Here is a 24,153-nt window from a genome sequence, read left to right as displayed (position 1 = left end):
ATCGCGCTGTCGGCCATGTACGCCGCCAACCACCTCACCGGGGTGGCCGCCATCGCCTGCATGACCTCGACCGGCTACACCCCGCTGATCGCCTCGCGCATCCGCTCGGGGCTGCCCATCGTCGGGCTGGCCCACAGCCCCATCGCCCAGCGGCGCATGGCGCTCTACCGCGGCGTGGTCTCGCTGCCGTTCGACACCAGCGCGATGGCCGCCAGCGAGCTCAACGACCGGGCGCTGGCGCTGCTGGTGCAACAGGGGATTGCCGAACCGGGGGATCATGTCATCCTGACCCGGGGCGATCACATGAACGCCCACGGTGGGACCAATACCCTGAAGATTCTCGATGTTTCCGAGAAGCACCAGGCTTGATTTGGTATCGCTCGGTTTTTGTATACAGGAAGCCTGCTTCCTGTGGTCAGAATGAAGGAAACGTGCGAAGGTAAGCCCATGACAAGGCGAGAGGGCAGGCCATGAGCACCACCTGGCAGGACGAGGTTGCCGCCGAAACCCGGGCAGGCGGCAGGATCAGCGATCGTTTCATCGTCGACAAGGTGCGCGCGGCGGTGCTGACCCAGCGTCTGCCGCCGGGTACGCGCCTGCCCGAGGTGGCGCTGGGTGAGATCTTCGGCGTCAGCCGCTCGGTGGTGCGCAAGGCGCTGACCCGGCTGGCTGCCGACCACGTCGTCAGCCAGCAGCCCAACCAGGTCGCCCGGGTGCGCGCACCGAGCATCGAGGAGACCCGCGAGACCTTCGCTGCACGACGCCTGGTGGAGGGTGAGGTGGCGGCACTGCTGGCCGGCCGCCTCGACGCCGAGCTGCTGGGGGAGATCGCCGCGCGCGTCGAACGCGAAGCCGAAGCACATGCCCGAGGCGACGAGGCGGCCCGCATCGAGCACTCCCTGGCGATCCACCACCTGCTCGCCGAGCATTCGCCCAACCGGGTGCTCGGCGCCATGCTCACCGACCTGATCCTGCGTACCTCCATCGTCATTGCCCTATACAAACGGGCCGGTCTGGCGAGCTGCTACCTGGCCGAGGACCATCCGGCGCTGCTCGCCCACTTGCGCAGCGGCGACGGTGAGGCGGCCCGGCGCTGCATCCACGAGCATCTTCAGGCACTGGAAGGGCTGCTGGACCTCAGCACACGAGAGACGCGCATCGATCTGATGGCGATTCTCGGTCAGCGTGAGGGTGCGATACCTTGAACCCCCCGGCAGACCTGACGCTCGGTACGCGCAGGAGCCAGGCTGCCGTTCTGGCCCTGCTCGGCGGCCTGCTGCTCGTCTGGCAGTGGCCGGCCGGCGCCGGGGAGCCGTCCACGCTCGAACGGGCACCGCTGGAGATCGTGACCGAGGACGAGCGCCATCGGCTCGAGGTGGAGCTGGCGCGCAGCTCGGCCGAGCGCCAGAAGGGGCTGATGGATCGCGACCATCTGGCGGCGGAAGCCGGCATGCTGTTTCTCTACGCGGAGCCTCAGCCGCCCCAGGGCGGCTTCTGGATGTACCGCACCCGTATCCCGCTGGATATTGCCTTCATCGACGCCGAAGGGCGTATCGCGGCCAAGGCCACCATGCAGCCTTGCCCGTCGCAAAACCCCTACGACTGCCCGGTCACCCTGGCGGGCGTGACCTACCACGCGGCGCTGGAGGTCAACGCCGGCTATTTCGAGGCGCACGACATCGGGGTGGGCGACTGCGTCATCTGGCCCGGCAGTGCCTCGAAGTGCGCCCACCTTCGCGACCCCTGAGATCATCGCGACCCCTGAGATCAATCGCTACGCCGCCGCTATCGTTGCAGCGCATTTGCATGACAGTGCGTCGCTCGCTGCGAGCCTGAGCTGCGCCTGCGCGAGTACTCGTGGCACGACGATGCCTGCAATTTTTGGCATACGTATTCTATCTCTAATACTAAAGTATATTTTCTTTTCGGTCATACACTTGTGGCCTGGTTTCGGTGGATTTTATTCAACCGATTTGCATACGTAGTCTATTTTGATCTAAACGTTACGCAGCTCGCTTCTGATAGCGGGAGCGAAAGGAGATGCATACGAATTCCTGGATGACCACAACGACAACTCGAAAGGAGCCGCAACATGACGCGTAATACCCACCCCGTTTTCCTCAAGGCGCCGTTGGCGATGGCGCTGTCACTTGCCATGGTTGCCGCTGCCCAGGCCGGCACGGAGCGTGTCATCGACGTCAGCCTGCCTCTGGGGCCCGACTCGCAGCAGGGCATTGGCGTGCTGAAGTTCGGTGAGGAGCTGGAGCGCCTCTCCGAGGGCCGCCTGTCCATCGACCCCCACTATGACAATGCCCTGGGTGCTGAGCGCGAGGTCGTCGAGGGCATGGGATTCGGCATCGTCGACGCCGGCATCTCCTCGACCGGCCCCATGGGCGGCTTCGTCGACGAGTTCCTGCTCTTCGATCTTCCCTACGTCTTCGAGAACCACGACCACGCCTATGCCTTTCTCGACAGCGAGCACGGCGAGCATCTCGCTCAGCTGGCCGAGGAGGGCATGAACGTCAAGATCCTGGCCTGGATGGAGAACGGCTTCCGCCACAACACCAATTCGGTGCGGGAGCTGAATCACCCGGACGACCTGCGCGGCATCAATCACCGCACCCAGGAGAGCCGCGTCCAGGTGGACACCTGGGAGGCGCTGGGCGCCAATGCCACGCCGATGGCCTGGACCGAGGTCTACACCGCCTTGCAGCAGGGGGTCATGGATAGCCAGGAAAACCCGCTGCCGACCATCTACGACGTCAATTTCTACGAGGTTCAGGATTACCTGAACATGACCCAGCACGTCTATTCGCCGGCACCGCTGATGATGGGGCTGGACCTGTTCAATTCGTTCAGCGAAGAGGACCAGGCAATCATCCTGGAAGCGGCGCAGTTGGCCTTGCCGGTTCAGCGCGAGGCCAGCCAGGAGCTCGAGCAGCGCTACCTGGTCCAGCTGGCGGAGCTGGGCATGACCGTCACCGAGCCCGACCTGGAGCCCTTCCGCGAGGCGGTGCAGCCGGTCATCGAGAAGTGGGCTCCCACCGTGGGCGAGGACCTCGTCGAGGCTGCCATCAATTTCGAGTATTGAGTGTGGCCCGCGGGCGGCGGTCTGCCGCCCGCGCCGTCAACTAGCGACACGAGGCAGTCATGAAGACGTTATTGCGGCAAACCAACAGGGGCATCGACCTGTTCAATCGCCTGATCGGCTGGGGGCTCGCCGGGCTGTTGCTGGTCATGACCGTGCTGATCTTCTGGCAGGTCTTCGCGCGATTCGTGGTGGGAAGACCGCTCTACTTCTCCGATGAGATCGCCCGCTTCGCCATGATCTGGCTCACCTTCATCGGCGCCGGCTACGCCTATCGCAAGGGGCTGATGATCTCGGTCGACATCGTGCTCGAGTTCGCCGGGCCGAGGCTGGCGCGCGTGATGCGCGTCCTGGTCGTGCTGGCCTCGGCGCTGTTCGCCTTCATCCTGGTCAAGTACGGCTTCGAGATGGTGGGCCGGGTCGCCAACCAGACGGCGCCCAGTACCCGGGTGTCGATGATGTGGCCCTACCTTGCCGTGCCCCTGGGCGGGATCGTCATCCTGGTCAATTCGGTGGCGCTGCTGATCGACGAGGTCACGGGCCACGAAAAAGAGGAGAGGGGCTGATGGCGCTGCTGCTTTTCCTGCTGCTGATCGTGCTGTTCGTCATCGGCGTGCCGATCGCCTTCTCGTTGGGCCTGGCATCGGCCATCACGGTGTGGCAGGGCGAGCTGATGCCGATGCTGATCGTGGCCCAGCAGTACATCACCTCGGTCAACTCCTTCCCGCTGATGGCGATTCCGTTCTTCATCCTGGCGGGCTACCTGATGCAGAGCGGCGGCATCTCCCGGCGGCTGGTGGACTTCTCCAATACCATGGTGGGGAGCATGACCGGCGGACTGGCCATGGTGGCCATCGTCACCTCGCTGTTCTTTGCCGCCATCTCGGGCTCGGGGGCGGCCACCACCGCCGCCATCGGCGCGATCCTGATCCCGGCGATGATCGCCAAGGGCTATGCCTCCGGCTACGCGGCGGCCAATCAGGCGGCCTCCGGGGCGCTGGGGGTGATCATCCCGCCGAGCATTCCGCTGATCCTCTACGGCATCGCCGCCAACGTCTCGGTGGGCGACATGTTCGTCGCCGGCATCCTGCCGGGCCTCATGATCACCCTGAGCCTGCTGCTCTTCGCCTACGGCTACGCCCGCTACCACGGTCACGGCGGCGGCGAGCGCAGCTCCTGGCGCGAGATGTTCACGGCGGGGCGCAAGGCGCTGCTGGCGATCCTGATGCCGGTGATCATCCTCGGTGGCATCTATGGCGGTATCTTCACGCCGACGGAGGCGGCGGTGATCGCCGTGGTCTACTCCTTCCTCGTCGGCTTCGTGATCTACCGCGAAATCTCGCTCAAGGACATCGTCGGCATCCTCCAGGAGGCCGCCGTCACCACCGCCGTGGTGCTCAGCATCATCGGCGCCGCCGGGCTGTACGGCAGGATCCTGCAGAGCCTGCGGGTGCCGTCGATGCTCTCCAACTTCGTCATCGGCGCCATCGACAGCCCGCTGCTGTTCATCGTGCTGGTCAATGTGCTGCTGCTGATGGCCGGCATGTTCATCGAGGCCGCCGCGGCGATCCTGATCTTCGTGCCGATCCTGCTGCCCATCGCGGTGAGCTTCGGCTTCGACCCGGTGCATTTCGGCATCATCATGGTGGTCAACCTGGCCATGGGCATGTTCACGCCGCCGGTGGGCCTCAACCTGTTCGTGGCGTCGCAGATCTCCAAGGTCGGCGTGGCCCGGCTGACCTGGTCGATCCTGCCTTTCGTCGCCATCGTGCTGGTCAATCTCTTCATCATCAGCGTGGTGCCGTTCCTCTCCACCTGGCTGCCCTCGCTGCGCTAGCGGGGCGACGGCCGTTCCACCCATCCGGGAGACACGACAATGAAAGTGGTAGACAGCCTGATTCCGCGGCAGGGCCTGAGAGTGCTGGTGACGGCGGGCGCCAACGGCATCGGCCTGGCCATTGCCCAGGCCTTCCATGAGGCCGGGGCGCGCGTGCATGTGTGCGACGTCGACGAAGCCGCCCTGGCTGCGCTGCCCGAGGGCATCGCGGCAACCCGGGCGGACGTCAGCCGCGAGGCGGAGGTGGCGCGTCTGTTCGACGAGGCGGCCGGCCTGGGCGGGCTGGACGTGGTGGTCAACAACGCCGGCATCGCCGGGCCGACGGCCGGGATCGACGAGATCGAGAGCGAAGCGTGGCGACAGACCATCGACATCAATCTCAACGGTCAATATTACGTGGCCAAACGGGCCGCCGGCGCTCTGCGCGAGAGCCGGGGCGTGCTGCTCAACATGGCGTCGGTGGCGGGACGCCTCGGCTTCGCCTATCGCACGCCCTATGCCGCCAGCAAATGGGGCGTGGTGGGGTTGACCAAGAGCCTGGCCTGCGAGCTCGGCCCGGCGGGCGTCAGGGTCAACGCGATCCTGCCGGGTATCGTACGCGGCCCGCGCATCGAGCGGGTGATCGCCGACCGCGCCGCGCAGCGCGGCATCGGCCGCGACGAGATGGAGCAGGAGAACCTGGCCAAGGTGTCGATGCGCAAGATGGTCGAGCCCAGCGACATCGCGGCCATGGCCCTGTTCCTGGCCTCTCCCGGAGGCGCCAACATTTCCGGTCAGGCGCTCAGCGTCTGCGCCAACGTCGAGTCGCTGTAAGGGCTTGGCGCGTGGCTCGGCTCCACGATTCCTGAATCAGAACAGCGAGGTCTTTCATGGCGACGCAACGTAAAGTCATCATCACCTGTGCCGTCACCGGCGCCATCCATACGCCTTCCATGTCGCCCCATCTGCCGGTGACGCCCGAGGAGATCGCCGAGGCGGCCATCGCCGCCGCCGAGGCGGGTGCCGCCATTCTGCACCTGCATGCCCGCGACCCCAGCACCGGCAGGCCGACTCAGGATCCTGCGGTGTTCGAGAAGTTCCTGCCGCGGATCAAGGCCTCCACCGATGCGGTGATCAACCTCACCACGGGCGGCAGCCCGCACATGACGGTGGAGGAGCGCATGCGGCCCGCCATCGAGTTCCAGCCGGAGCTGGCCTCGATGAACATGGGCTCGATGAACTTCGGGCTGTTCCCGATGCTTGAGCGCTTCCAGGCGTTCGAGCACGAGTGGGAGCGCGAGCACCTGGAGAACAGCCGCGACCTGGTGTTCAAGAACACCTTTGCCGACATCGAGAAGACCATGACCCTGGGGGCGCGCAACGGCACGCGTTTCGAATGTGAGTGCTATGACATCGGCCATCTCTACAATCTGCGCAACCTGGTGGATCGCGGCGTCGTCGGTGGGCGGCTCTTCGTGCAGAGCGTGTTCGGCATTCTGGGCGGCATCGGCCCCCACGCCGAGGACGTCATGCACATGCGTCGCACCGCCGACAGGCTGTTCGGCGACGGCTATGCCTGGTCCGTGCTGGGAGCGGGCAGCAATCAGATGCGCATCGCGGCCCAGGCCGCCGCCATGGGCGGGCACGTGCGGGTGGGGCTGGAGGACTCCCTGTGGCTTGGGCCGGGGCGGCTGGCGGAGAGCAACGCCAGCCAGGTGCGCAAGGTGCGCGAGCTGCTGGAAGGGCTCTCGCTGGCCGTGGCCACAGCGGACGAGGCGCGCGAGATCCTGGAATTGAAGGGCGGCGACCGGGTCGGCTTCTGAGCCGCTACCGGCGCCTGCCGTGGCAAAGTGGTACGATTCCCGTCATTTCGGTATCCGCCCGCTGCGAGCTCCATGCATGAAAAGGAAATCCGTAACCTCCCGCGATGTGGCCCGACTGGCCGGCGTGTCGCAGTCGGCCGTCAGTCGCAGCTTCTCGCCCAATGCCAGTGTTTCGGACAAGACCCGTAAGAAGGTGATGGAGGCGGCGCGCGAGCTGGGCTATCGCCCCAACACCATCGCCCGCTCGCTCATCACGCGCTCGAGCCGCACCATCGCGGTGGTGACCTACAGCCTCGAGAACCCGTTCTATACCTTCGTGCTGGAGCGGGCGTCGCGCTTCTTCCAGAAGCAGGGGTATCACCTGCTGCTGTTCTTCGCCCCCTCCGATCGGGGCTTCGACTCGGTGATCGAGGAGATCATCAGAAGCCAGGTCGAGGGGGTGCTCATGCTCGCCATCACCCTGGACACCGAGCAGGCAGAAACGGTGGCGGACTTCGGCATCCCTGTGGTGATCGTCAACCGTACCGTCAACTACGCCGGCATCAGCCAGGTCGGCTGCGACAATCACCGCGGCGGGTTCTGGGCGGGCAGCTACCTGGCCAGCCTGGGGCATCGGCGCATCGCCTACCTGGCCGGCCTGGAGGACTCCTCGACCAGCCAGCAGCGCTACGCGGGGTTCGTGGCGGGCCTGGCGTCGCGGGGGCAGCAGTGCCACGCCGTCGAGGTCGGCAACTACCGCTACCTCGACGCCTGCCAGGCCACACGGCGCCTGTTCGCTGCGCCCAGCGTGCCGGATGCGCTGTTTGCCGCCAACGACCTCATGGCCATTGCCGCCATGGAGACGCTGCGCCATGAACTCGGCCTTGCGGTGCCGCAAGACGTGTCGATCGTCGGCTTCGACGACATCCCCATGTCGACCTGGCCAAGCCATTCGCTGACGACGCTGCAGCAGCCGGTCGAGCAGATGGTGGTCAAGGCCACGGAGCTGTTGCTCGAGCAGATCGCTCACGCCGATACCGAGCCCGAGCACATCATGCTGCCGGTGACGCCGATGCTGAGAGGAAGCACGCGCAGGCCGGGCGGTGCCGGGGCGGAAGCGGCATCGGAGACGGAGTGAAAAGGGCCGCCGTCTCGACCGTCAGCGGCCGAGCAGGGCGCGAAAGCGAATCACGATCAGTGCCACGCCGGCGATGACCATGACGCCGCCGATCAGCACATGGGCGTTGAGACTCTCGCCCAGCAGCACGATGCCCAGCACGACCGCGCCCATCGGCACCATCAGGCTCAGCGGGGCCAGTCGGCTCACCGGGTGGCGCCGCAGCAGGCCGTACCACATGCCGTAGGCGACGATTGACGACATCACCGCGGTATAGAACACCGCGCCCCAGCCGAACCAGCCGGCGGTGGCCATGGCGCTGACCTGGCCGCTTTCGAACCACCAGGAGCCGATGGCCACCTGGGGCACGGCGAGCAGGGCCGTCCAGCCGGCCAGTGCCAGCGGTGGGATATTGGGCCCCATCTTGATCAGCAGCTGCGACACGGCCCAGCCGAAGGCGCTGAGCAGCAGCAGCGTCATGGGCAGCGCCGAGGGCAGGCTGGGGCCGCCGGCCAGTACCACCACCCCGCCGAACGACAGCACGAGGCCGGCCACGCGCTTGACGCTCAGGCGTTCGCCCAGGAACAGCACCGCCAGCAGCGTGGCGAAGGGCGTGCCCATCTGCACCAGCAGGGCGCCGGTGCCGGCTTCCGCCTGGCCCAGGCCGATGAACAGCAGGGCGAAGTGCAGGGTGCCGAAGGTGGCGGAGAGCAGCAGCAGGAAGGGCAGATGACGACGCGCCACCGGATGGAAGGGCACCAGCAGCGCCGCCACCAGAAGAAAGCGCAGGGTGGTGAGCAGCAGCGGCGGCAGTTCCGTCACCCCCCATTTGATGACGATGATGTTCAAGGCCCAGATCACCACGATCGAGAGGCCCAGCAGCAGGTCGCGCACTGGCACGGCTGACTCCTTGTCGTATTCGCCCCGGCGAGGATGGCAGCCCGGTGCCGTGCGTCGCCGATATCGTTAACGGACTACCATTCAACGCCCGACATCGTAGAATGTCGAGGCGAGGCGAAATTGTCGATGCCCGCCAGAACGATAATCACGGCTGGCCCTGTCGGAGCCGGCCCCTGCTGCAAGGACACGTCATGAATTCACCACGTCGTATCACCCGTATCGCCGCGGCCCTGGCCGGTGCCGCCGTGCTCACGGCCTCGCTCTCGGCGCAGGCGCGGGAGCTTTCCGTTTCCACCGTGCTCTCCGACGCCTTCCCCTGGGGCCAGGCGGCGGAGAAGTGGGCCGAACTGGTGGAAGAGCGCACCGGTGGCGAGCTGACCCTGCGCGTCTACCCCAACTCGCAGCTGGTGGCCGGCGACCAGACCCGTGAGTTCTCCGCCATGCGTTCCGGTCTGATCGACATGGCCGTGGGCTCGACCATCAACTGGTCGCCCCAGGTGCCGGAGCTCAACCTCTTCTCGCTGCCCTTCTTCATGCCCGACGAGGCGGCGGTCGATGCGGTGACCGGCGGCGAGGCCGGCGAGATGGTCTTCGAGGCCATCGAATCCCGCGGCGTGATTCCGCTGGCCTGGGGCGAGAACGGCTTCCGCCAGCTCTCCAACTCGCGCGGTCCGATCAGCGAGCCCAGCGACCTCAACGGCTTGAAGATACGCGTGGTCGGCTCGCCGCTGTTCCAGGACACCTTCACCGCACTGGGTGCCGACCCCACCCAGATGAGCTGGACCGACGCCCAGCCGGCGCTGACCACCGGTGCCGTGGACGGTCAGGAGAACCCGCTGTCGGTGTTCGACGTGGCGCGCATCGATCAGGTGGGCCAGGAGCACCTGACCCTGTGGAACTACATGAACGATCCGCTGATCTTCGCCGTCAACCAGCGCGTATGGGATTCGCTCTCCGAAGAGCATCGCGAGATCCTGCGTGAGACCGCCGTCGAGGCCGGCGAGTGGGAGATCGCCATGACCCGCGAGCAGGAGAGCGAGCGGCTGGCCGCCATTCAGGAGCGTGGCGTGCAGGTCACCGAGCTGACCGAAGAGCAGCATGCCGCCTTCGTCAATGCCACCCGCAGCGTGCACGACAAGTGGATTCCGCGCATCGGCCCGGAGCTGGTCGAAGCCGCGCGTCAGGCCATCGAGGCTCGCTGAGCCTCATCAACGTTCAGGCAAACGTCTAGCCCCGGCTCCGTGTGCGGAGTCGGGCCTTCATTGCGAGGCTTCCATGAAGTTCTCTCCCGATGCCAGGCCCGAGCGTTGGCTGGGCTCGCTGGCGCTGGCGATCATTTCGCTGATCAGCCTGGGCAACGTCATCACGCGTTACGTGACCGGCGGCTCGCTGGCCTTCACCGAGGAGTTCTCGGTGTTCCTGCTGGTGGTGCTCACCTTCGCCGGTGCCTCGGTGGCGCTGCGGCGCAACGGCCACATTCGTATCGGCCTGCTCGAGCGGGCCCTGCCGGCTGCGCCACGGCGTGCGCTGATCCTGTTCCAGGGGCTGTGCGGCGCCATCGTGCTGGGGCTGATCACCTGGTTCGGCGCCAAGCTCACCTGGGAGGAGTACCAGTGGGAATCGCTGTCGCCGGGGCTCGGCCTGCCGCAGTGGTGGTACCTGCTGTGGCTGCCGCTACTGTCGGCGGCGATGCTGGTTCGCCTGGTGCAGCAGACCGTCGACCGCCTGCGCGGGAGGCTCGACGATGAGTCCTGACCTGTGGATGATCCTGGCCTTCGCCGGGCTCTTGATCGCCGGCGTGCCGGTGGCGTTCTCCCTGGCCCTGGCCGGCGCGGTGGGCATCCTCGTCGGCCTCACCCCGGAAATGCTGGCCACCCTCGGTACCAACACCTACAACAGCATCGCCAAGTACCCGCTGATCGCCATCCCGCTGTTCATCATGACCGGCTTGATCTTCGAGCGCGCCGGGGTCGCGCTGCGTCTGGTGCGCTTCGCCCAGGCCCTGATCGGCCCACGTCACGGCGGCCTGGCGCTGGTGGCGGTGCTGGTGTGCATGATCATGGGCGGCATGAGCGGCTCCGGGCCGGCGGACGCCGCGGCAGTGGCCATGGTGATGCTGCCCAGCATGACCAAGGCCGGCTACCCCAAGCCCTTCTCGGCCACGCTGATCGCCGCGTCGGCCTCGACGGCGATCCTGATTCCGCCCTCGGTGGCGCTGATTCTCTACTCCATCGTGGTGCCCGGGGTCGACCTGCGGGCGCTGTTCGCGGCCGGGCTGTTTCCCGGCATCCTGGCCGGTCTGGCGCTGCTGGTGCCGGCGCTGCTGGTCTCGAAGCGCTACGGTTGGGAGGGCGGCACGCCGGTGGAGGGAGCGGAACGGCTCAAGGTGGGCGAGACCTTCAAGCAGGCGCTGCCGGCGCTGTTCGCACCGGTGCTGATCCTGGGCGGGCTGCGCTCGGGCCTGTTCACGCCCACCGAGGCGGCGGTGGTGGCGGTGGCCTACGGCGCCCTGGTCGGGCTGTTCCTGACTCGCGAGATCGGCTGGCGCGATCTGTGGAGCTTGCTCGGCGAGGCGGCGGTGATCTCCGGTGTGGTCATGCTGATCATCGCCCTGGCCGGTATCTTCGCCTGGGCCGGCACCATGCTCGGTACCTTCCGCCACCTGGCGGAGTGGATCATCGGGCTCACCGACAACGGCGTGCTGCTGCTGATCCTGATCATGCTGGCGGTGCTGCTGGCCGGCATGCTGCTCGATGCCATCTCGATCTATCTGATCATGATGCCGATCCTGCTCCCGGTGATGCAGCACTTCGGCTGGAACCCGGTGTGGTTCGGCATCCTGCTGGCGATGAACATCGCCATCGGCCAGTTCACGCCACCGGTGGCGGTCAATCTGATGGTGACCACCAACATCGCCAGGATACGGCTGGAGCAGACCGTGGGCTGGGCGCTGCTGTTCGTGCTGGCCATGGCCAGCGCCCTGGCGCTGGTGGCGATCTTCCCGGAAATCGCCCTGTGGTTACCGCGCACTCTCGGCTACAACGTCTGAAAAGCTCTGATGCCCTGCTGCGCTCGATATCTTGACCGCCGGCGGTACTCGCGATCCTCATTGAGCAGTCAGTCAACTCCGGTCGCTGCGTTCCGGCGGCGGCCAACCTCTCTTCGCTCGCGACGCGCATCAGAGCTTTTCCTGGTCTTAGGCCGTTTGTAGGCTCTCCAGGGTGTCTTGGAAGAGCTTGGCGCTGCCGGCATCGAACAGCACGAAGCGCACCCGTTCGATGCCGGGGCAGCGAGGCAGCGTCTCGCGCACCGTGGCAAGGGCGACCCGGGCGGCCTCTTCGAGGGGATAGCCGAAGGCGCCGGCCGAAAGGGCAGGGAAGGCGATGCTGGCAAGGCCGTGCCGCTCGGCCAGCTCCAGGGCGTTGCGATAGCAGTCCGCCAGCAGCTCCGCTTCCGGCCTGTCGCGACCGTAGACCGGCCCCAGGCAGTGAATCACATGTCGGTTGGGCAGGGCGAAGGCTTCGGTGATCACCGCCTGACCGGGCGCGATCGGCGCCAGTGGCCGACAGGCACGCTCCAACTCCGGGCCGGCTGCCCGGTGCAGGGCGCCGGCCACGCCGCCGCCGGTGCGCAGCTGGGCGTTGGCGGCGTTGACCACGACGTCGATATCCGGCTGATTGGCGATGTCTCCCTGCAGGCATTCCAGGCGAGCGGACATGGTCGCTATCTCCTCTGCTGTGTCCTTTCAGTCTGGTGGCAAGGGTCGCCGGTCGGCAAGTTCCCGCGCCGGTTCAGCGTATGCGAGAAAAGAACGAATCGTTGCGTATTCGCTCGGTTTTCGTGACATTCGTTGCAAATAGACGCAAAAACTTGCAAGTCGCGGCGCTGAACGGTACCAATGTGCTCCCCCGATAAGTCACGGCTCGCCGACCTCAGGTCGGCGTGACGGCGTGGTTGCGCCGTCGCGCAGGCGCCGCCGTGACCCACGACAACAGGAGGAGACGATGAACCAGCGTGTGAACATCGAGCTCGGCGATGCAGGGGCCGAGGTCATCGAGGCCCGCCAATTCAAGGTCTACACCCACCGTCAGCTGGACAAGATCGAGGCGATTCAGAATCTGCCTGAAGACCTGCGTTTCGACATGCGGGTCGTCAGCCAGGTGCTGCCGTTTCGGGTCAACGAGTACGTCATCGAGGAGCTGATCGACTGGAGCGACGTACCGGCCGACCCCGTCTTCCAGCTTACCTTTCCCCAGCGCGGCATGCTCAGGCCGGAGCACTACGACGCGGTGGCCGAGCTGGTGCGCCGCGACGCCGACGCCGCCGAGATGAAACCGGTGATCGAGCGCATTCGTGCCGAGCTCAACCCGCATCCGGCGGGCCAGATGGATCTCAATCTGCCGCTGCTCGACGGCGAGCCGCTGCCCGGCATGCAGCACAAGTACCGCGAGACGGTGCTGTTCTTTCCCAGCCAGGGGCAGGTGTGCCACAGCTACTGCACTTTCTGCTTCCGCTGGGCGCAGTTCGTCGGCGACAAGACGCTCAAGTTCGCCGCCAGCGAAGCCGAATCGCTGCATCGCTATCTGGCCGAGCATACCGAGGTGACCGATCTGCTGATGACCGGCGGCGACCCCATGGTGATGAAGGCCAAGCACCTCAGGATGTATCTGGAAGGGCTGATGGCGCCGGAGCTCGATCACGTCCAGGACATCCGCATCGGCTCCAAGAGCCTCACCTTCTGGCCTTACCGCTTCGTCACTGACCCGGATGCCGATGACGTCCTGGCGCTGTTCCGCGAGCTGACCGCGGCCGGCAAGCACGTCGCCTTCATGGCGCACTTCAATCACTGGAAGGAGATGGACACCCCCATTTGCCGCGAGGCGATACGCCGTATCCGCGCCACCGGCGCCGAGATTCGCACCCAGGCACCGCTGCTCCGCCACATCAACGACGATGCCGACCAGTGGGCGAGAATGTGGACGACGCAGGTGCGCCTGGGGATGATTCCCTACTACATGTTCGTCGAGCGCGACACCGGTGCCCGTCACTACTTCGAGGTGCCGCTGGTGCGGGCCTGGGAGATCTACCGCGAGGCCATGCAGCGGGTGCCCGGCCTGGCGCGTACCGCCCGGGGGCCGTCGATGTCTGCCGACCCGGGCAAGGTGGAGATCCAGGGCGTCACCGAGATCCACGGCGAAAAGGTCTTCGTGCTGCGCTTCATTCAGGGCAGGGAAGCCGGCTGGGTGCAGCGGCCGTTCTTCGCCAGGTACGACGAGACCGCTACCTGGCTCAACCACCTCGAGCCTGCGCTGGGGGAGAGCGAGTTCTTCTACGAGGCGGAGTTCGTCGCCATGAAGCGTGCCAAGCGGGAGCTGATCGCCAGTGCGACCTGACGTTCGCAACGGTTGCGCATGCCATTCATATGCTGCCCATGGCAAGGAGCAGACCCCTATTTCATGAGTCATGCAATTTAGGAATTAACGTACACTTAACGTAAATCCCTACTAGAATTGAGTCAGTTGAAAAAGACCATCATCATGACGGCGTTTTTTTCGCTAAAGTAGATGAGAGCGGTGGAAACCGCTGGCCAAGGATCGTGCGTCTTGGCCACCAGGGAATCTTGCTTCAGCCAAAGCAGCTGGTGAAAACCGGCTAGCCAATAACGTCTAAAGAGGTGTGTTAATGAAACGCCATGCTTTTTCCGCAGCCGCCTTCTCGGGAGCCCTGTTGGGCGCTGCCATGTTCTCTGCCCCGGCCGTGGCGCAGGACCGTTTCATCACCATCGGCACCGGCGGCCAGACCGGGGTCTACTACGTGGTGGGGCAGTCGGTATGCCGCATGGTGAACCGCGGCAGCGACGAGCACAACATCCGTTGTAACGCCCCCTCCACCGGCGGTTCCGTGGCCAACGTCAACGGCATGAAGAGCGGCGAGCTCGACATGGGCGTGGTGCAGTCCGACGTGCAGTTCCGTGCCTATCACGGTGAGGCCAACTTCGAGTCAGATGGTCCATGGGAAGAGATGCGTGCCGTCTTCACCATGCACGGTGAGCCGCTGACCGTGGTCGCGCGTGCCGACTCCGGCATCGAGCACTTCACCGATTTCCCCGGCAAGCGCGTCAACATCGGCAACCCGGGCTCCGGCCAGCGCAACACCATGAACGTGGTGATGGAGGCCATGGGCTGGGATACCGGTACCTTCTCGCTGGCGTCGCAGCTGGATGCCGCCGAGCAGGCTGCGGCGCTGTCCGACAACAACATCGACGCCATGGTCTACGTGGTCGGTCACCCCAACGGTTCCATCCAGGAAGCCACCACCACCATCGATGCGCGCATCATCCCGGTGACCGGTGATGAGATCGACGCCCTGATCGAGGAGTATCCCTACTACACCCGTTCGGTGATCCCCGGCGGCCTCTATCGCGGCAACGACGAAGACGTCGAGACCTTCGGCGTCGCGGCCACTTTCGTGACCTCCACTGCCGTGGATGAAGAAGTCGTCTACGAGACCGTCAAGGCGGTGTTCGAGAACTTCGATCGCTTCAAGCGTCTGCATCCGGCCTTCGAGAACCTCAACGAAGAGGACATGATCTCCGAGGGTCTGACTGCACCGCTGCATGACGGCGCCGCTCGCTACTATCGTGAGCGTGGCTGGATCGAGTGAGAGGCAGGGGGTAGCCACTCCCTTCGGTAAAATGCGCGGACCCACGGGGTCCGCGCATCTGTTTGGGTCAGCTGCCGAGACGTTACCCGCAGCGGCTGCACCCAGGAGTCAAGCCAATGGGGCACGACGGTAATGACTGACGAAAAGACGAATCCACGAAAACCCGAGGCCGACTTGGAGGACATGGTCGCCTCCAGCGATACCGGGGCGCGCAAGCCGCTGGGGGCGCCCGGCAAGCTGCTGGTCGGTGTGGCTGCCGCCTGGTCGCTGTTCCAGCTCTGGATCGCCTCGCCGCTGCCCTATATCTTCCGCATCGGGGTGTTCAATGCCACCGAGGCGCGCTCCATTCACCTGGCGTTTGCCATGTTCCTGGCCTTCATGGCCTATCCGGCGCTGAAGCGTTCGCCGCGCGACCGCATACCGCTGCAGGACTGGCTGCTGGCGCTGGTGGGGGCGTTCTGCGCCGCCTATATCTTTCTCTTCTACGCGGAGCTCTCCGACCGGCCCGGCTCGCCCATTCTGCGCGACGTGATCGTCGGCGTGGTCGGCATCGTGGTGCTGCTCGAGGCGACCCGGCGTGCCCTGGGGCCGCCGCTGGCCATCGTTGCTTCGATATTCATTCTCTACTCGCTTTTCGGCCCCTACATGCCGGGCATTCTGGCCCATCGCGGGGTCAGCCTGTACGGCCTGGTCAACCATCAGTGGCTCACGGCCCAGGGGGTGTTCGGTATCGCTTTGGGGGTGTCGACCAGCTTTGTCTTCCTCTTCGTGCTGTTCGGCGCGCTGCTCGACAAGGCCGGTGCCGGCAACTATTTCATCAAGGTCGCCTTCTCGCTGCTCGGCCATTACAAGGGCGGGCCGGCCAAGGCCGCCGTGGTGGCGTCGGGCATGACCGGCCTGATTTCCGGCTCCTCCATTGCCAATACCGTGACCACCGGTACCTTCACCATTCCGATGATGAAGCGGGTGGGATTTTCCGCCGAGAAGGCCGGGGCGGTCGAGGTCTCCTCGTCGGTGAACGGACAGATCATGCCGCCGGTCATGGGGGCGGCGGCCTTCCTGATGGTGGAGTACGTCGGCATTCCCTATGTGGAAGTCATTCGTCACGCCTTCCTGCCGGCTGTGATCTCCTATATCGCGCTGATCTACATCGTGCATCTGGAAGCGCTCAAGGCCGACATGAAGGGGCTGCCTTCCAGCAACCCGGTGCGACCGCTGCTCAACAAGGTGATCGGTTTCCTGACCGGCCTGATCCTGCTGATGGCGCTCTCGTTCGCCGTCTACTACGGCCTGGGCTGGCTCAAGCCGGTGCTGGGCGATGCCACTCCCTGGGTCGTCGGCGTGGGGCTGGCCGCCATCTACGTGGGCCTGCTCAAGCTCGGTTCGTACTATCCCGAGCTCGAGCTCGACGATCCGACTTCCAAGGTCGTCACGCTGCCTCGTACCAAGCCCACGGTGATGGTGGGGCTGCACTACATCCTGCCGGTGATCGTGCTGGTGTGGTGCCTGATGGTAGAGCGTCTGTCGCCCGGGCTGTCGGCCTTCTGGGCCACGGTGTTCATGATCTTCATCATGATCACTCAGCGTCCCATCACTGCCTTCTTCCGTGGTCGCAGCCGTATCGTTGCCGACATCAAGGAAGGTTTCCTCGACCTGTGGGACGGCCTGGTCGCCGGTGCCCGCAACATGATCGGCATCGGTATCGCGACGGCTACCGCAGGCATCGTGGTGGGCGCGGTCTCGCAGACCGGTGTCGGCCTGGTACTGGCCGATGTGGTCGAGATCCTGGCCATGGGCAACCTGATGCTGATCCTGCTGCTCACCGCCGTGCTCAGCCTGATCCTAGGCATGGGCCTGCCCACCACCGCCAATTACATCGTGGTGTCGGCGCTGATGGCGCCGGTCATCGTGATGCTGGGGCAGCAGAACGGGCTGATCGTGCCGCTGATCGCGGTGCACCTGTTCGTGTTCTACTTCGGCATCATGGCCGACGTGACGCCGCCGGTGGGGCTGGCATCGTTCGCCGCGGCCGCGGTGTCGGGCGGCGATCCGCTGCGCACCGGCTTCCAGGCGTTCTACTACAGCCTGCGTACCGCGGCGCTGCCGTTCCTGTTCATCTTCAACACCGATCTTCTGTTGATCGACGTCGGCTGGCTTCAGGGCATCGTGATATTCATCATCGCGACCATCGCCATGCTGATCTTCGCCGCGGGAACCCAGGGCTACCTGCTGGTACGCAGCCGCTGGTACGAGTCGATTCTGCTGCTGCTGGTGGCTTTCACCCTGTTCCGCCCCGGCTACTGGATGGATCGTATCCACGATCCCTATCAGTCGATCCCGCCGGCCGAGTTCGCTCAGGCGCTGGGCCAGGTCGAGGACGGCAGCCAGCTGCGCGTGCAGATCGCCGGCGAAGACGCCTTCGGCGATCCCATGACCACCTACCTGCTGGTGCCGGTGCCGCGCGGCGATACGGCCGAAGAGCGCATGGAGCGGCTGGGCATGGAGCTGTGGGTCGATGGCGATCAGGCCACGGTCGACTTCGTCGAGTTCGGCAGCCTGGCGGCGGACATCGGCTTCGACTTCGATCAGGAGATCATCGAGGTGCTGGCGCCGGTGGATCGCTGGGCCAAGGAGTGGATGTGGATCCCCGGCTTCCTGCTGTTCGGCCTGGTGGTGCTGTTGCAGCGTCGGCGCAAGCTTCAGCAGCCGTCGTCTACCGCTCACGCTGCCTGAGGAGGATGCAGAGATGTACGACAAGATTCTGCTGGCTGTGGATCTCAACGAGGAGTCGTCGTGGGCCAAGGCGTTGCCCACGGCGGTGACCCTGTGCCGCACCTTCGGCGCGTCGCTGCACGTGGTCACGGTGTTGCCGGATTACCACATGCCGCTGGTGGGTTCCTACTTCCCGCGCGATTTCGCCAAGAAGGCTCACGAGGCGATTTCCCAGGCCCAGCATCGTTTCATCGACGAGCACGTGCCCGACGACATCAAGGTGCAGTCGGTGATCGTCGACGGCTCGCCCTGGGAGGCGATCGTCAAGTCGGCCAAGAAGCTCGAGGTCGATCTGATCGTCATGGCGTCGCACAACAAGCGCAAGTTCGCCGACTACGTGCTGGGCCCCAACGCCGAGCACGTGGTGCATCACACCAAGATGTCGGTGATGATCGTGCGCTGAGTGCGTCGAGTCGTCATGATGGAAACGCAGAAGCCCCGGCCACTGGCCGGGGCTTCTGCGCTCAGGCGTGCTCGTCGAGCGGTATCAGGACAGCTCCAGCTCGGCCACATGGCGGGCCGTTTCGCCCGTGTCGTCCTGCCAGGTGAACTCGGCCTCTCCACTCTCCACGGGAGTGAGGAAGAAGCGCAGGTAGGGGTTGGCGGAAACCGCCTGGTGCAGGTCGGCCTCGAACACCACATCGCCATCGATGGAGACGCTGAAGCGCTCGACGATGTGGCGGGGCAGGGTTTCTCCGTCATCCCCTTCGCGCAGCCCGGTCTCCATGGGGTGATTGATCAGCGTGCGCACCTCGGCAGGTTCCCCGGCGGACAGCCCCGAGGAAACGCTGACGCGCGGATTGGAGAGCGCGTCGTTGGCATCGTTGCCGTTACGCATCAGACAGCCGCTCACGGTGATGCGCACCTCGCGCGAGGTGGCGAAACGTTCGCCCTGGTGGCTGGTGGCGATGGCGATGACCTGCTGGGTCTCGTTGAGACGCACCCGGGTGGAGATCTCCGGCTTGGCGCTCAGCTGCGTCAGGCGGAAGGTGGCTACCTCGGGGTAGGGGTTGCCGTTGGCGAACAGGTCGATGCGCTCGATGTAATCGCCCTCGGCGAGTTCACCGTCGAAGCTGACCGTGAGCGGCACGGCAGAGCCGTCTTCGGACACGTGCGGCAGGTCGAGCGTCAGCCCCTCGGTGCGGGGCTCGCTCTCGCCCAGCACGCTCTGAGCGGCTTCCAGGCGCTGCCAGGGCTCGTTGGCGAACCCGGGCATGGCCAGACCGGCCAGACCGAGGCCGGCGCAGGCCAGGGCCAGCCCGCGCAGCAGGCGGCGGCGAGAGGCGTCGTGACGAGATTGACGGAACGGATGCATGGACTCCTCCAGTTGATCAATGCTTTGACAGCGCCAACGGCCCGCGAATTCCCAGACGCGCACCCAGTACGATGCCGGCCACGGCGAGGAACGAGGCGAGCGACAGCGTCGAGAAGCCCGACAGGCCCTGGCCGATGGAGCAGCCCAGCGACATCACGCCGCCTATGCCCATGAGAGCGCCCCCCGTCATGCTACGCAGCATATGGGCCGGCGAGTCGAACGAATGCAGGCGGAAGTCCCGCCGCAGCAGCGCCGTGGCCAGCGCCCCCAGCACGACACCGCCCACCACGCTGACGCCGAAGCCCAGGCGGGTGCCGGTGGAGAGCATGAGGTACTGCAGCGACTCGCCGATGGGCGCGACGAAGGTGAGACTGGCCAGGCGCACGGGTTCGAAGTCGTCGAAGCCGAGCACGCCGGTGGTGTACCAGCTGGCAGGCACCAGGGCGCCGATGGCAAGGCCGCTGGCCCACTCCCGCGGAGTGTGGCGAAAGGCCGGACTGGTGAAGGCCCAGGCGCACAGGCCGCCACCCACCAGCAGTGCCGGCAGCCAGCCCGGCAGGCCGATCAGGTTCGGCAGGGTGGCCGCGGGCAGGCGCAGCGTGGTAGTGCCCTCGAGCCACAGCCGCAGCGGGGCAAGCACGCCCGACAGCATCATGAAGGCTGCCAGACCCAGACACACCAGCACCACGAAGCTGCGCAGGTTGCCGCTGGCGAGCAGCACCAGGGCGCGGGCCCCGCAGCCGTTGGCCAGGGCCATGCCGTAACCGAAGAGCAGGCCGCCCAGCGGCACGGCCAGCCAGGAGAACCTGTCCACCGCGTACAGCGAGGCGTCGAGCGAGACCAGCCCGGTCGCGACCAGGCCCTGGCTGCCCAGCACGGCCACGCCCATGGCCACGGCGAAGGCCCGCAGCTTGCGTGAATCGCCCTGCGTCGTGGCGTTGACCACACCGCGCAGCAGGCAGAAGCCGGAGAGCTGGCCGACGGCGCCGAAGACAAGGCCGATCGCCAACCCCGCCCAAACGACCAGCTCGGTATGACTCATGGTGCGCGGCTCCTCGAGAAATGCGATGTAATGAAAAGGACCGCCCGCGGGCGGCCCTTCGATGACGCCACCTTGGGTGGCCGAGCAGTATAGCGCCTTGCCGCGATGGAGTTCAGGTCTGAGTGCCCCATGTATCCTGGCAGATGGCGTTGTACCAGCCGACGGCATACTGGGCTTCCAGCGCCCGCGTAGCGCTGGGAGCGCCCGTCGGGCTCACGCCGCCGGAACCTTCCACTTCGGCAATCGCGCCGTCCACCACGCGGTAGACCCCGGCCACCGAGATACCGTACTCGGGGCCCACCAGGCTGTAGCAGGTATTGGTCCAGTAGGCCTCGGGGGCCGGGCGCGACTCGAGCGAAGCGGCGATGGCGGCCGCCACGACCTTGGCCTGGGCATTGGCACAGAAGCCTGACTTGGGCATCGGCGCGGCGACGGTGGCATCGCCGATCACGTAGATGTCCTCGACCTGCTGCGATTCGAAGGTCTCGGGCTTGACCGGCACCCAGCCGGAGTCGTCGGTGACGCCGGCACGTTCGGCGATCCAGCCGGCCTTCTGTGGCGGGATGACGTTGAGCACGTCGGCCTTGTGCACGGTGCCGAATTCGGTTTCCACCTCCAGGCGCTCGGCGTCCACCCGCGTGACACGGCCGTCGTTGGAGAGTCCCACCCACTCGATACGGTCGCCGTAGAGCTGCTCCCAGCCCTCCATGAACAGCCCCTGCTTGGAGAAGTTGTCCTTGGCGTCGAGGATCAACACCTTGGACTTGGGCTTGTACTGGGCCAGGTAATTGGCCACGAGGCTGGCGCGCTCGTAGGGGCCGGGCGGGCAGCGGAAGGGGTTCTCCGGGGCCACCATGACGAAGGTGCCGCCATCCTCCATGGCTTCCAGCTGGGCGCGCAGCTTTTCCGTCTGACTGCCGGCCTTCCAGGCGTGGGGCGCCTTCTCGGCAGCCGCTTCGTCGTAGCCCTCCAGGGCATTCCAGCGGATGTCGATCCCCGGGGAGAGTACCAGCCGGTCGTAGTCGAGCTCGCTGCCGGTGGAGAGGGTGACCTTGTGCGCGGCGGCATCGACATCCTCGGCCCTGGCATGGATCACGCGAACCCCATAGCGATCCTGCAGCTCGTCGTAGCCGTGGGCGATCTCATCCATGCTGCGCAGCCCGCCCAGGTGCAGGTTGCTGAATGGGCAGGTGTAGAAGGTCTCGGCCGGCTCGACCAGGATCACCTCGATGGCCGGATTGGCTCGCTTGAGATACTTGGCCGCCGTAGCACCACCGAAGCCGCCGCCCACGACGACGACCTTACCGGCGTGCTGTCCGCCGATGGCGAAGGGCGTAACGCCGCCTACCAGGGGCAGCAGCGAGGCGGCACCCAGGCCCTTGATCAGTTGCCGACGATTGATGCCGGAACGTTGGGAATGCTGTGTCATGGCGCGCCTCACTCCTGCGGTTCTTGTTCTGCTTGCGAATCGTCATCGCCGTCTGGGTCGATGGCGGCAAAATGGGCAGCCAGGGCGGCCAGCTCCTCGTCGGTGAAGCCCTTGGCGATACGATCCATGATAGTGGTATCGCTCTGCTCCTCGTGCTTGAACGCGAGCAACCGCGCCTCGAGAACCTCGGCGGGCCGCCCGGCGAGGGCCGGCACGCTGCCTACCAGGCGACCGTCGGTGCCATGGCAGTTGGCGCAGGCGGCGGCCATGAGATCAACCTGCTCGGAGGAGAAACTGGGTTCGGCGAGACTCTTGGCGGCGATGCCCCCGAACAGCAGCACCCCCAGCACCGGTGCAGCCGCCCTGCGAAAGAACCGTTTCATCGTCAGGCTCCTGATTGCGTTGTCTGTTGTTCGAATATCCGTAAGGGAAGCTAAGCGGAATGTTAAAGCCAAGGACAGCCCCTCAGAAGGAACACTTCGGCATTCCCTTATGACTGAATATACAACAATCGGCCGTTGTTATTACCTTGAAGCATTCCAGCAACCGCCACGACGTCCCGGGCGGGCGCGGCAGCGTGGAAGGACCGATGCGGTTTCGCGCGCAGCGTTGACAACTTTGCTCGGCACTCTTGTGCGCGGTCAACTAGAGTGGAAATTACGAAGACAACAAGACGTCGTCCGAACCACCCGGCCGGAAAGACGCTTGCCAGTCCCTACCATGGCGACCAAACGGGGTACGACAATGAATGCAGCGACCAAATCCTCAGGGCAGAGCTCCGCACCCAACGTCAAGATCACCATCAACCCCATTGGCATGGACAGACCGCGAGCCTGGCTGGCTGCGGGTTTCGAGGATTTCCGTCGGGCCACGGCCGTCAGTCTTGCCTACGGCATGTTCTGGGTCGGCCTGAGTATCGCCGTCACGGCCGGGGCCATCGTCCTCGACCTGTGGCATTGGTTGCTGCCGCTGGTGGCCGGCTTCATGTTCATCGGCCCCCTGGTCGCGGTGGGTTCCTACGGGATCAGCCGGGCGCTCGAGGAGGGCCGCGTGCCGCACCTCGGCGACGCTTTCGGCGCCTGGCGCCCCCATGCCGGGCAACTGGCGATGATGGGCGTGATGATGATGATCTTCTTCCTGGCCTGGATTCGCCTGGCGACCCTGCTCTTTGCGCTCTTCTTCGGCTTCGAGGCGCCGGGCGTGGCGGAGCTCTACGCTTCGCTGCTGACCACCCCGGAAGGGCTCGGACTGATCGCGGTAGGCACCGCGGCGGGAGCCGTGCTGGCCTTCGGCGCTTTTTCCATCAGTGTGGTCGCCATTCCGACGCTGATGGACCAGGACCTGACCTTCATGGAGGGCATCGAAGCGAGCGTGCGCACCGTCGCGCGCAACTTCAAGCCGATGCTGCTGTGGGCAGTCATCCTGACCGGCAGCGTACTGATTGGCATGATGACGTTCTACATCGGCCTGGCGCTGATCCTGCCGGTACTGGGGCATGCCAGTTGGCACGCCTATGAGGATCTGGTTCGCTGTGAGCCGGTGGAGAAGCTGGAATCGTGATCCGCCCACAGGCAGGAGGCCGGTGCCTCCTGCCTGTCCAGAATACGCTTTCCCTACCTGAACTTTTCTTCAGTTTCGCGTACGCTTGGCCCATCCCAATGACTCGGACGGTCCACTATGCCTCGATCATGGCCAAGCTGTGCAATGGCTGCAGCCGCTTTGTTCCTTTCCTCCACCTTGCTGTCTGCGCAGGCTGCGACGCTGCCGCCACCCGAAGGTGAGGTGCTGCTCAGAGTGACGGGCAATATCGAACACTCGAACGTGGACGGCGAGCTGCAGCTTGACCTGGACCAACTGATGACGCTTTCTCCCCACGTCATCGAGACGGCCACGCCCTGGACGGAGGGCGTCGGACGCTTCGAGGGGCCGCTGTTTCGTGCCGTGCTGGAAGCGGCTGGCGCTGAGGGCGAGCGGGTCCGGGTAACGTCGCTGAACGAGTACGAGATCGAGATACCCTGGTCCGACCTGTACGATTACGATGTGATTCTCGCCGTCATGCGCGACGGCGAGCCCATCGCGGTGCGCGACCTGGGGCCCGTGCTGGTGCTCTACCCCTTCGATGAGCACCCCGAACTGCTCAACGAAACCATTCGCCATCGCTCCGTCTGGCATGTGGGTACCGTCGATGTGCAGTGAGGTCTCGCGGCGA

At 65.5% G+C, this 24,153-nt stretch carries 24 protein-coding genes; 18 read left to right on the top strand and 6 right to left on the bottom strand.

Going from position 1 to position 24,153, the window contains the following annotated elements; genetic code table 11:
- The 9 genes from C4S71_RS11410 to C4S71_RS11370 all read left to right on the top strand — a co-directional run.
- Positions 1-369: pyruvate kinase alpha/beta domain-containing protein (locus C4S71_RS11410; protein ID WP_304481836.1), on the top strand; the 369-nt coding region annotated here is incomplete at its 5' end.
- A 101-nt stretch (positions 370-470) separates the two neighbouring features.
- A complete protein-coding gene (locus C4S71_RS11405) occupies positions 471-1,205 on the top strand; it encodes a GntR family transcriptional regulator (protein ID WP_086510171.1) in 735 nt (244 codons plus the stop codon).
- Positions 1,202-1,747 carry a DUF192 domain-containing protein gene (locus C4S71_RS11400; RefSeq protein WP_103969182.1) on the top strand — a complete coding sequence of 182 codons (546 nt, stop codon included), beginning with the start codon at positions 1,202-1,204 and terminating at the stop codon, positions 1,745-1,747. Before C4S71_RS11405 ends, C4S71_RS11400 begins: the two co-directional genes overlap by 4 nt.
- Positions 1,748-2,092: 345 nt before the next feature.
- Positions 2,093-3,091 (top strand): TRAP transporter substrate-binding protein, encoded by a 999-nt coding sequence (locus C4S71_RS11395; RefSeq protein ID WP_086510169.1) that lies wholly within the window; start codon positions 2,093-2,095, stop codon positions 3,089-3,091.
- 59 nt (positions 3,092-3,150) lie between these two features.
- The gene (locus tag C4S71_RS11390; RefSeq protein WP_086510168.1) at positions 3,151-3,654 is read left to right on the top strand and encodes a TRAP transporter small permease; all 504 of its coding nucleotides are present in this window, start codon (positions 3,151-3,153) and stop codon (positions 3,652-3,654) included.
- Complete coding sequence (locus C4S71_RS11385) at positions 3,654-4,925, top strand: TRAP transporter large permease (protein WP_103969181.1); 1,272 nt, start codon at positions 3,654-3,656, stop codon at positions 4,923-4,925. The genes C4S71_RS11390 and C4S71_RS11385 overlap by 1 nt, the downstream gene beginning before the upstream one ends.
- 39 nt (positions 4,926-4,964) lie before the next feature.
- A complete protein-coding gene (locus C4S71_RS11380) occupies positions 4,965-5,738 on the top strand; it encodes an SDR family oxidoreductase (protein WP_086510166.1) in 774 nt (257 codons plus the stop codon).
- 56 nt (positions 5,739-5,794) lie between these two features.
- The gene (kce, locus tag C4S71_RS11375; protein ID WP_103969180.1) at positions 5,795-6,727 is read left to right on the top strand and encodes a 3,5-dioxohexanoate:acetyl-CoA acetone transferase; all 933 of its coding nucleotides are present in this window, start codon (positions 5,795-5,797) and stop codon (positions 6,725-6,727) included.
- Positions 6,728-6,803: 76 nt separating this feature from the next.
- Positions 6,804-7,844 carry a LacI family DNA-binding transcriptional regulator gene (locus tag C4S71_RS11370; RefSeq protein ID WP_086510164.1) on the top strand — a complete coding sequence of 347 codons (1,041 nt, stop codon included), beginning with the start codon at positions 6,804-6,806 and terminating at the stop codon, positions 7,842-7,844.
- Positions 7,845-7,865: 21 nt separating this feature from the next.
- Here the strand turns inward: C4S71_RS11370 and C4S71_RS11365 are convergent, their stop codons facing one another.
- Positions 7,866-8,723: a DMT family transporter gene (locus C4S71_RS11365; RefSeq protein WP_086510163.1), complete on the bottom strand. Its 858-nt coding sequence runs from the start codon at positions 8,721-8,723 to the stop codon at positions 7,866-7,868.
- A gap of 191 nt (positions 8,724-8,914) precedes the next feature.
- Here C4S71_RS11365 and C4S71_RS11360 point away from each other — a divergent pair, with 191 nt between their 5' ends.
- From C4S71_RS11360 to C4S71_RS11350, 3 genes are all read left to right on the top strand, one after another.
- Positions 8,915-9,925, top strand: coding sequence for a DctP family TRAP transporter solute-binding subunit (locus C4S71_RS11360; RefSeq protein ID WP_103969179.1), 1,011 nt, complete (start codon positions 8,915-8,917; stop codon positions 9,923-9,925).
- Positions 9,926-9,998: 73 nt separating this feature from the next.
- A complete protein-coding gene (locus C4S71_RS11355; RefSeq protein ID WP_086510161.1) occupies positions 9,999-10,478 on the top strand; it encodes a TRAP transporter small permease in 480 nt (159 codons plus the stop codon).
- Complete coding sequence (locus C4S71_RS11350) at positions 10,468-11,772, top strand: TRAP transporter large permease (RefSeq protein WP_086510160.1); 1,305 nt, start codon at positions 10,468-10,470, stop codon at positions 11,770-11,772. The genes C4S71_RS11355 and C4S71_RS11350 overlap by 11 nt, the downstream gene beginning before the upstream one ends.
- A gap of 147 nt (positions 11,773-11,919) precedes the next feature.
- Here C4S71_RS11350 and C4S71_RS11345 read toward each other — a convergent pair whose 3' ends face one another.
- Positions 11,920-12,441 carry a macro domain-containing protein gene (locus tag C4S71_RS11345; RefSeq protein ID WP_103969178.1) on the bottom strand — a complete coding sequence of 174 codons (522 nt, stop codon included), beginning with the start codon at positions 12,439-12,441 and terminating at the stop codon, positions 11,920-11,922.
- Positions 12,442-12,727: 286 nt separating this feature from the next.
- Here C4S71_RS11345 and C4S71_RS11340 point away from each other — a divergent pair, with 286 nt between their 5' ends.
- The 4 genes from C4S71_RS11340 (at position 12,728) to C4S71_RS11325 (ending at position 18,561) form a co-directional block, all read left to right on the top strand.
- Positions 12,728-14,116 carry a KamA family radical SAM protein gene (locus tag C4S71_RS11340; protein ID WP_103969177.1) on the top strand — a complete coding sequence of 463 codons (1,389 nt, stop codon included), beginning with the start codon at positions 12,728-12,730 and terminating at the stop codon, positions 14,114-14,116.
- 289 nt (positions 14,117-14,405) lie between these two features.
- Positions 14,406-15,386, top strand: a complete 981-nt coding sequence (locus C4S71_RS11335; RefSeq protein ID WP_103969176.1) for a TAXI family TRAP transporter solute-binding subunit — start codon at positions 14,406-14,408, stop codon at positions 15,384-15,386.
- Positions 15,387-15,518: 132 nt separating this feature from the next.
- Positions 15,519-18,119 (top strand): TRAP transporter permease, encoded by a 2,601-nt coding sequence (locus tag C4S71_RS11330; RefSeq protein ID WP_103969175.1) that lies wholly within the window; start codon positions 15,519-15,521, stop codon positions 18,117-18,119.
- 13 nt (positions 18,120-18,132) lie between these two features.
- Positions 18,133-18,561 carry a universal stress protein gene (locus tag C4S71_RS11325; RefSeq protein ID WP_086510155.1) on the top strand — a complete coding sequence of 143 codons (429 nt, stop codon included), beginning with the start codon at positions 18,133-18,135 and terminating at the stop codon, positions 18,559-18,561.
- A gap of 84 nt (positions 18,562-18,645) precedes the next feature.
- Here the strand turns inward: C4S71_RS11325 and soxZ are convergent, their stop codons facing one another.
- From soxZ to C4S71_RS11305, 4 genes are all read right to left on the bottom strand, one after another.
- Positions 18,646-19,473 carry a thiosulfate oxidation carrier complex protein SoxZ gene (soxZ, locus tag C4S71_RS11320; protein WP_103969174.1) on the bottom strand — a complete coding sequence of 276 codons (828 nt, stop codon included), beginning with the start codon at positions 19,471-19,473 and terminating at the stop codon, positions 18,646-18,648.
- A 16-nt stretch (positions 19,474-19,489) separates the two neighbouring features.
- On the bottom strand, positions 19,490-20,515 hold the full coding sequence (locus tag C4S71_RS11315; RefSeq protein ID WP_103969173.1) for a YeeE/YedE family protein: 1,026 nt from the start codon (positions 20,513-20,515) through the stop codon (positions 19,490-19,492).
- Positions 20,516-20,627: 112 nt separating this feature from the next.
- Positions 20,628-21,944, bottom strand: coding sequence for an NAD(P)/FAD-dependent oxidoreductase (locus C4S71_RS11310; protein WP_086510152.1), 1,317 nt, complete (start codon positions 21,942-21,944; stop codon positions 20,628-20,630).
- An 8-nt stretch (positions 21,945-21,952) separates the two neighbouring features.
- On the bottom strand, positions 21,953-22,327 hold the full coding sequence (locus tag C4S71_RS11305; protein ID WP_086510151.1) for a c-type cytochrome: 375 nt from the start codon (positions 22,325-22,327) through the stop codon (positions 21,953-21,955).
- Between the two features lie 361 nt (positions 22,328-22,688).
- On the opposite strand from C4S71_RS11305, the gene C4S71_RS11300 reads away from it, so the two are divergent.
- Positions 22,689-23,504, top strand: a complete 816-nt coding sequence (locus C4S71_RS11300; RefSeq protein ID WP_086510150.1) for a DUF2189 domain-containing protein — start codon at positions 22,689-22,691, stop codon at positions 23,502-23,504.
- Positions 23,505-23,738: 234 nt separating this feature from the next.
- Positions 23,739-24,140, top strand: coding sequence for a putative pterin-binding protein (locus tag C4S71_RS11295; RefSeq protein ID WP_234239431.1), 402 nt, complete (start codon positions 23,739-23,741; stop codon positions 24,138-24,140).
- Positions 24,141-24,153 lie beyond the last annotated feature (13 nt).

Origin of the sequence: Billgrantia desiderata, from assembly GCF_900108215.1 — a bacterium.
GTDB lineage: Bacteria > Pseudomonadota > Gammaproteobacteria > Pseudomonadales > Halomonadaceae > Halomonas > Halomonas desiderata.
This window is presented reverse-complemented; position numbering and strand designations above follow the sequence as displayed.

Bases quoted from the DNA above. Each gene is read 5' to 3' on its own strand.
- C4S71_RS11405 (WP_086510171.1), top strand. From the start codon at position 471: ATGAGCACCACCTGGCAGGACGAGGTTGCCGCCGAAACCCGGGCAGGC.
- C4S71_RS11395 (WP_086510169.1), top strand. From the start codon at position 2,093: ATGACGCGTAATACCCACCCCGTTTTCCTCAAGGCGCCGTTGGCGATG.
- C4S71_RS11390 (WP_086510168.1), top strand. From the start codon at position 3,151: ATGAAGACGTTATTGCGGCAAACCAACAGGGGCATCGACCTGTTCAAT.
- C4S71_RS11385 (WP_103969181.1), top strand. From the start codon at position 3,654: ATGGCGCTGCTGCTTTTCCTGCTGCTGATCGTGCTGTTCGTCATCGGC.
- C4S71_RS11380 (WP_086510166.1), top strand. From the start codon at position 4,965: ATGAAAGTGGTAGACAGCCTGATTCCGCGGCAGGGCCTGAGAGTGCTG.
- kce (WP_103969180.1), top strand. From the start codon at position 5,795: ATGGCGACGCAACGTAAAGTCATCATCACCTGTGCCGTCACCGGCGCC.
- C4S71_RS11370 (WP_086510164.1), top strand. From the start codon at position 6,804: ATGAAAAGGAAATCCGTAACCTCCCGCGATGTGGCCCGACTGGCCGGC.
- C4S71_RS11360 (WP_103969179.1), top strand. From the start codon at position 8,915: ATGAATTCACCACGTCGTATCACCCGTATCGCCGCGGCCCTGGCCGGT.
- C4S71_RS11355 (WP_086510161.1), top strand. From the start codon at position 9,999: ATGAAGTTCTCTCCCGATGCCAGGCCCGAGCGTTGGCTGGGCTCGCTG.
- C4S71_RS11350 (WP_086510160.1), top strand. From the start codon at position 10,468: ATGAGTCCTGACCTGTGGATGATCCTGGCCTTCGCCGGGCTCTTGATC.
- C4S71_RS11345 (WP_103969178.1), bottom strand. From the start codon at position 12,441: ATGTCCGCTCGCCTGGAATGCCTGCAGGGAGACATCGCCAATCAGCCG.
- C4S71_RS11340 (WP_103969177.1), top strand. From the start codon at position 12,728: ATGAACCAGCGTGTGAACATCGAGCTCGGCGATGCAGGGGCCGAGGTC.
- C4S71_RS11335 (WP_103969176.1), top strand. From the start codon at position 14,406: ATGAAACGCCATGCTTTTTCCGCAGCCGCCTTCTCGGGAGCCCTGTTG.
- C4S71_RS11330 (WP_103969175.1), top strand. From the start codon at position 15,519: ATGACTGACGAAAAGACGAATCCACGAAAACCCGAGGCCGACTTGGAG.
- C4S71_RS11325 (WP_086510155.1), top strand. From the start codon at position 18,133: ATGTACGACAAGATTCTGCTGGCTGTGGATCTCAACGAGGAGTCGTCG.
- soxZ (WP_103969174.1), bottom strand. From the start codon at position 19,473: ATGCATCCGTTCCGTCAATCTCGTCACGACGCCTCTCGCCGCCGCCTG.
- C4S71_RS11315 (WP_103969173.1), bottom strand. From the start codon at position 20,515: ATGAGTCATACCGAGCTGGTCGTTTGGGCGGGGTTGGCGATCGGCCTT.
- C4S71_RS11310 (WP_086510152.1), bottom strand. From the start codon at position 21,944: ATGACACAGCATTCCCAACGTTCCGGCATCAATCGTCGGCAACTGATC.
- C4S71_RS11305 (WP_086510151.1), bottom strand. From the start codon at position 22,327: ATGAAACGGTTCTTTCGCAGGGCGGCTGCACCGGTGCTGGGGGTGCTG.
- C4S71_RS11300 (WP_086510150.1), top strand. From the start codon at position 22,689: ATGAATGCAGCGACCAAATCCTCAGGGCAGAGCTCCGCACCCAACGTC.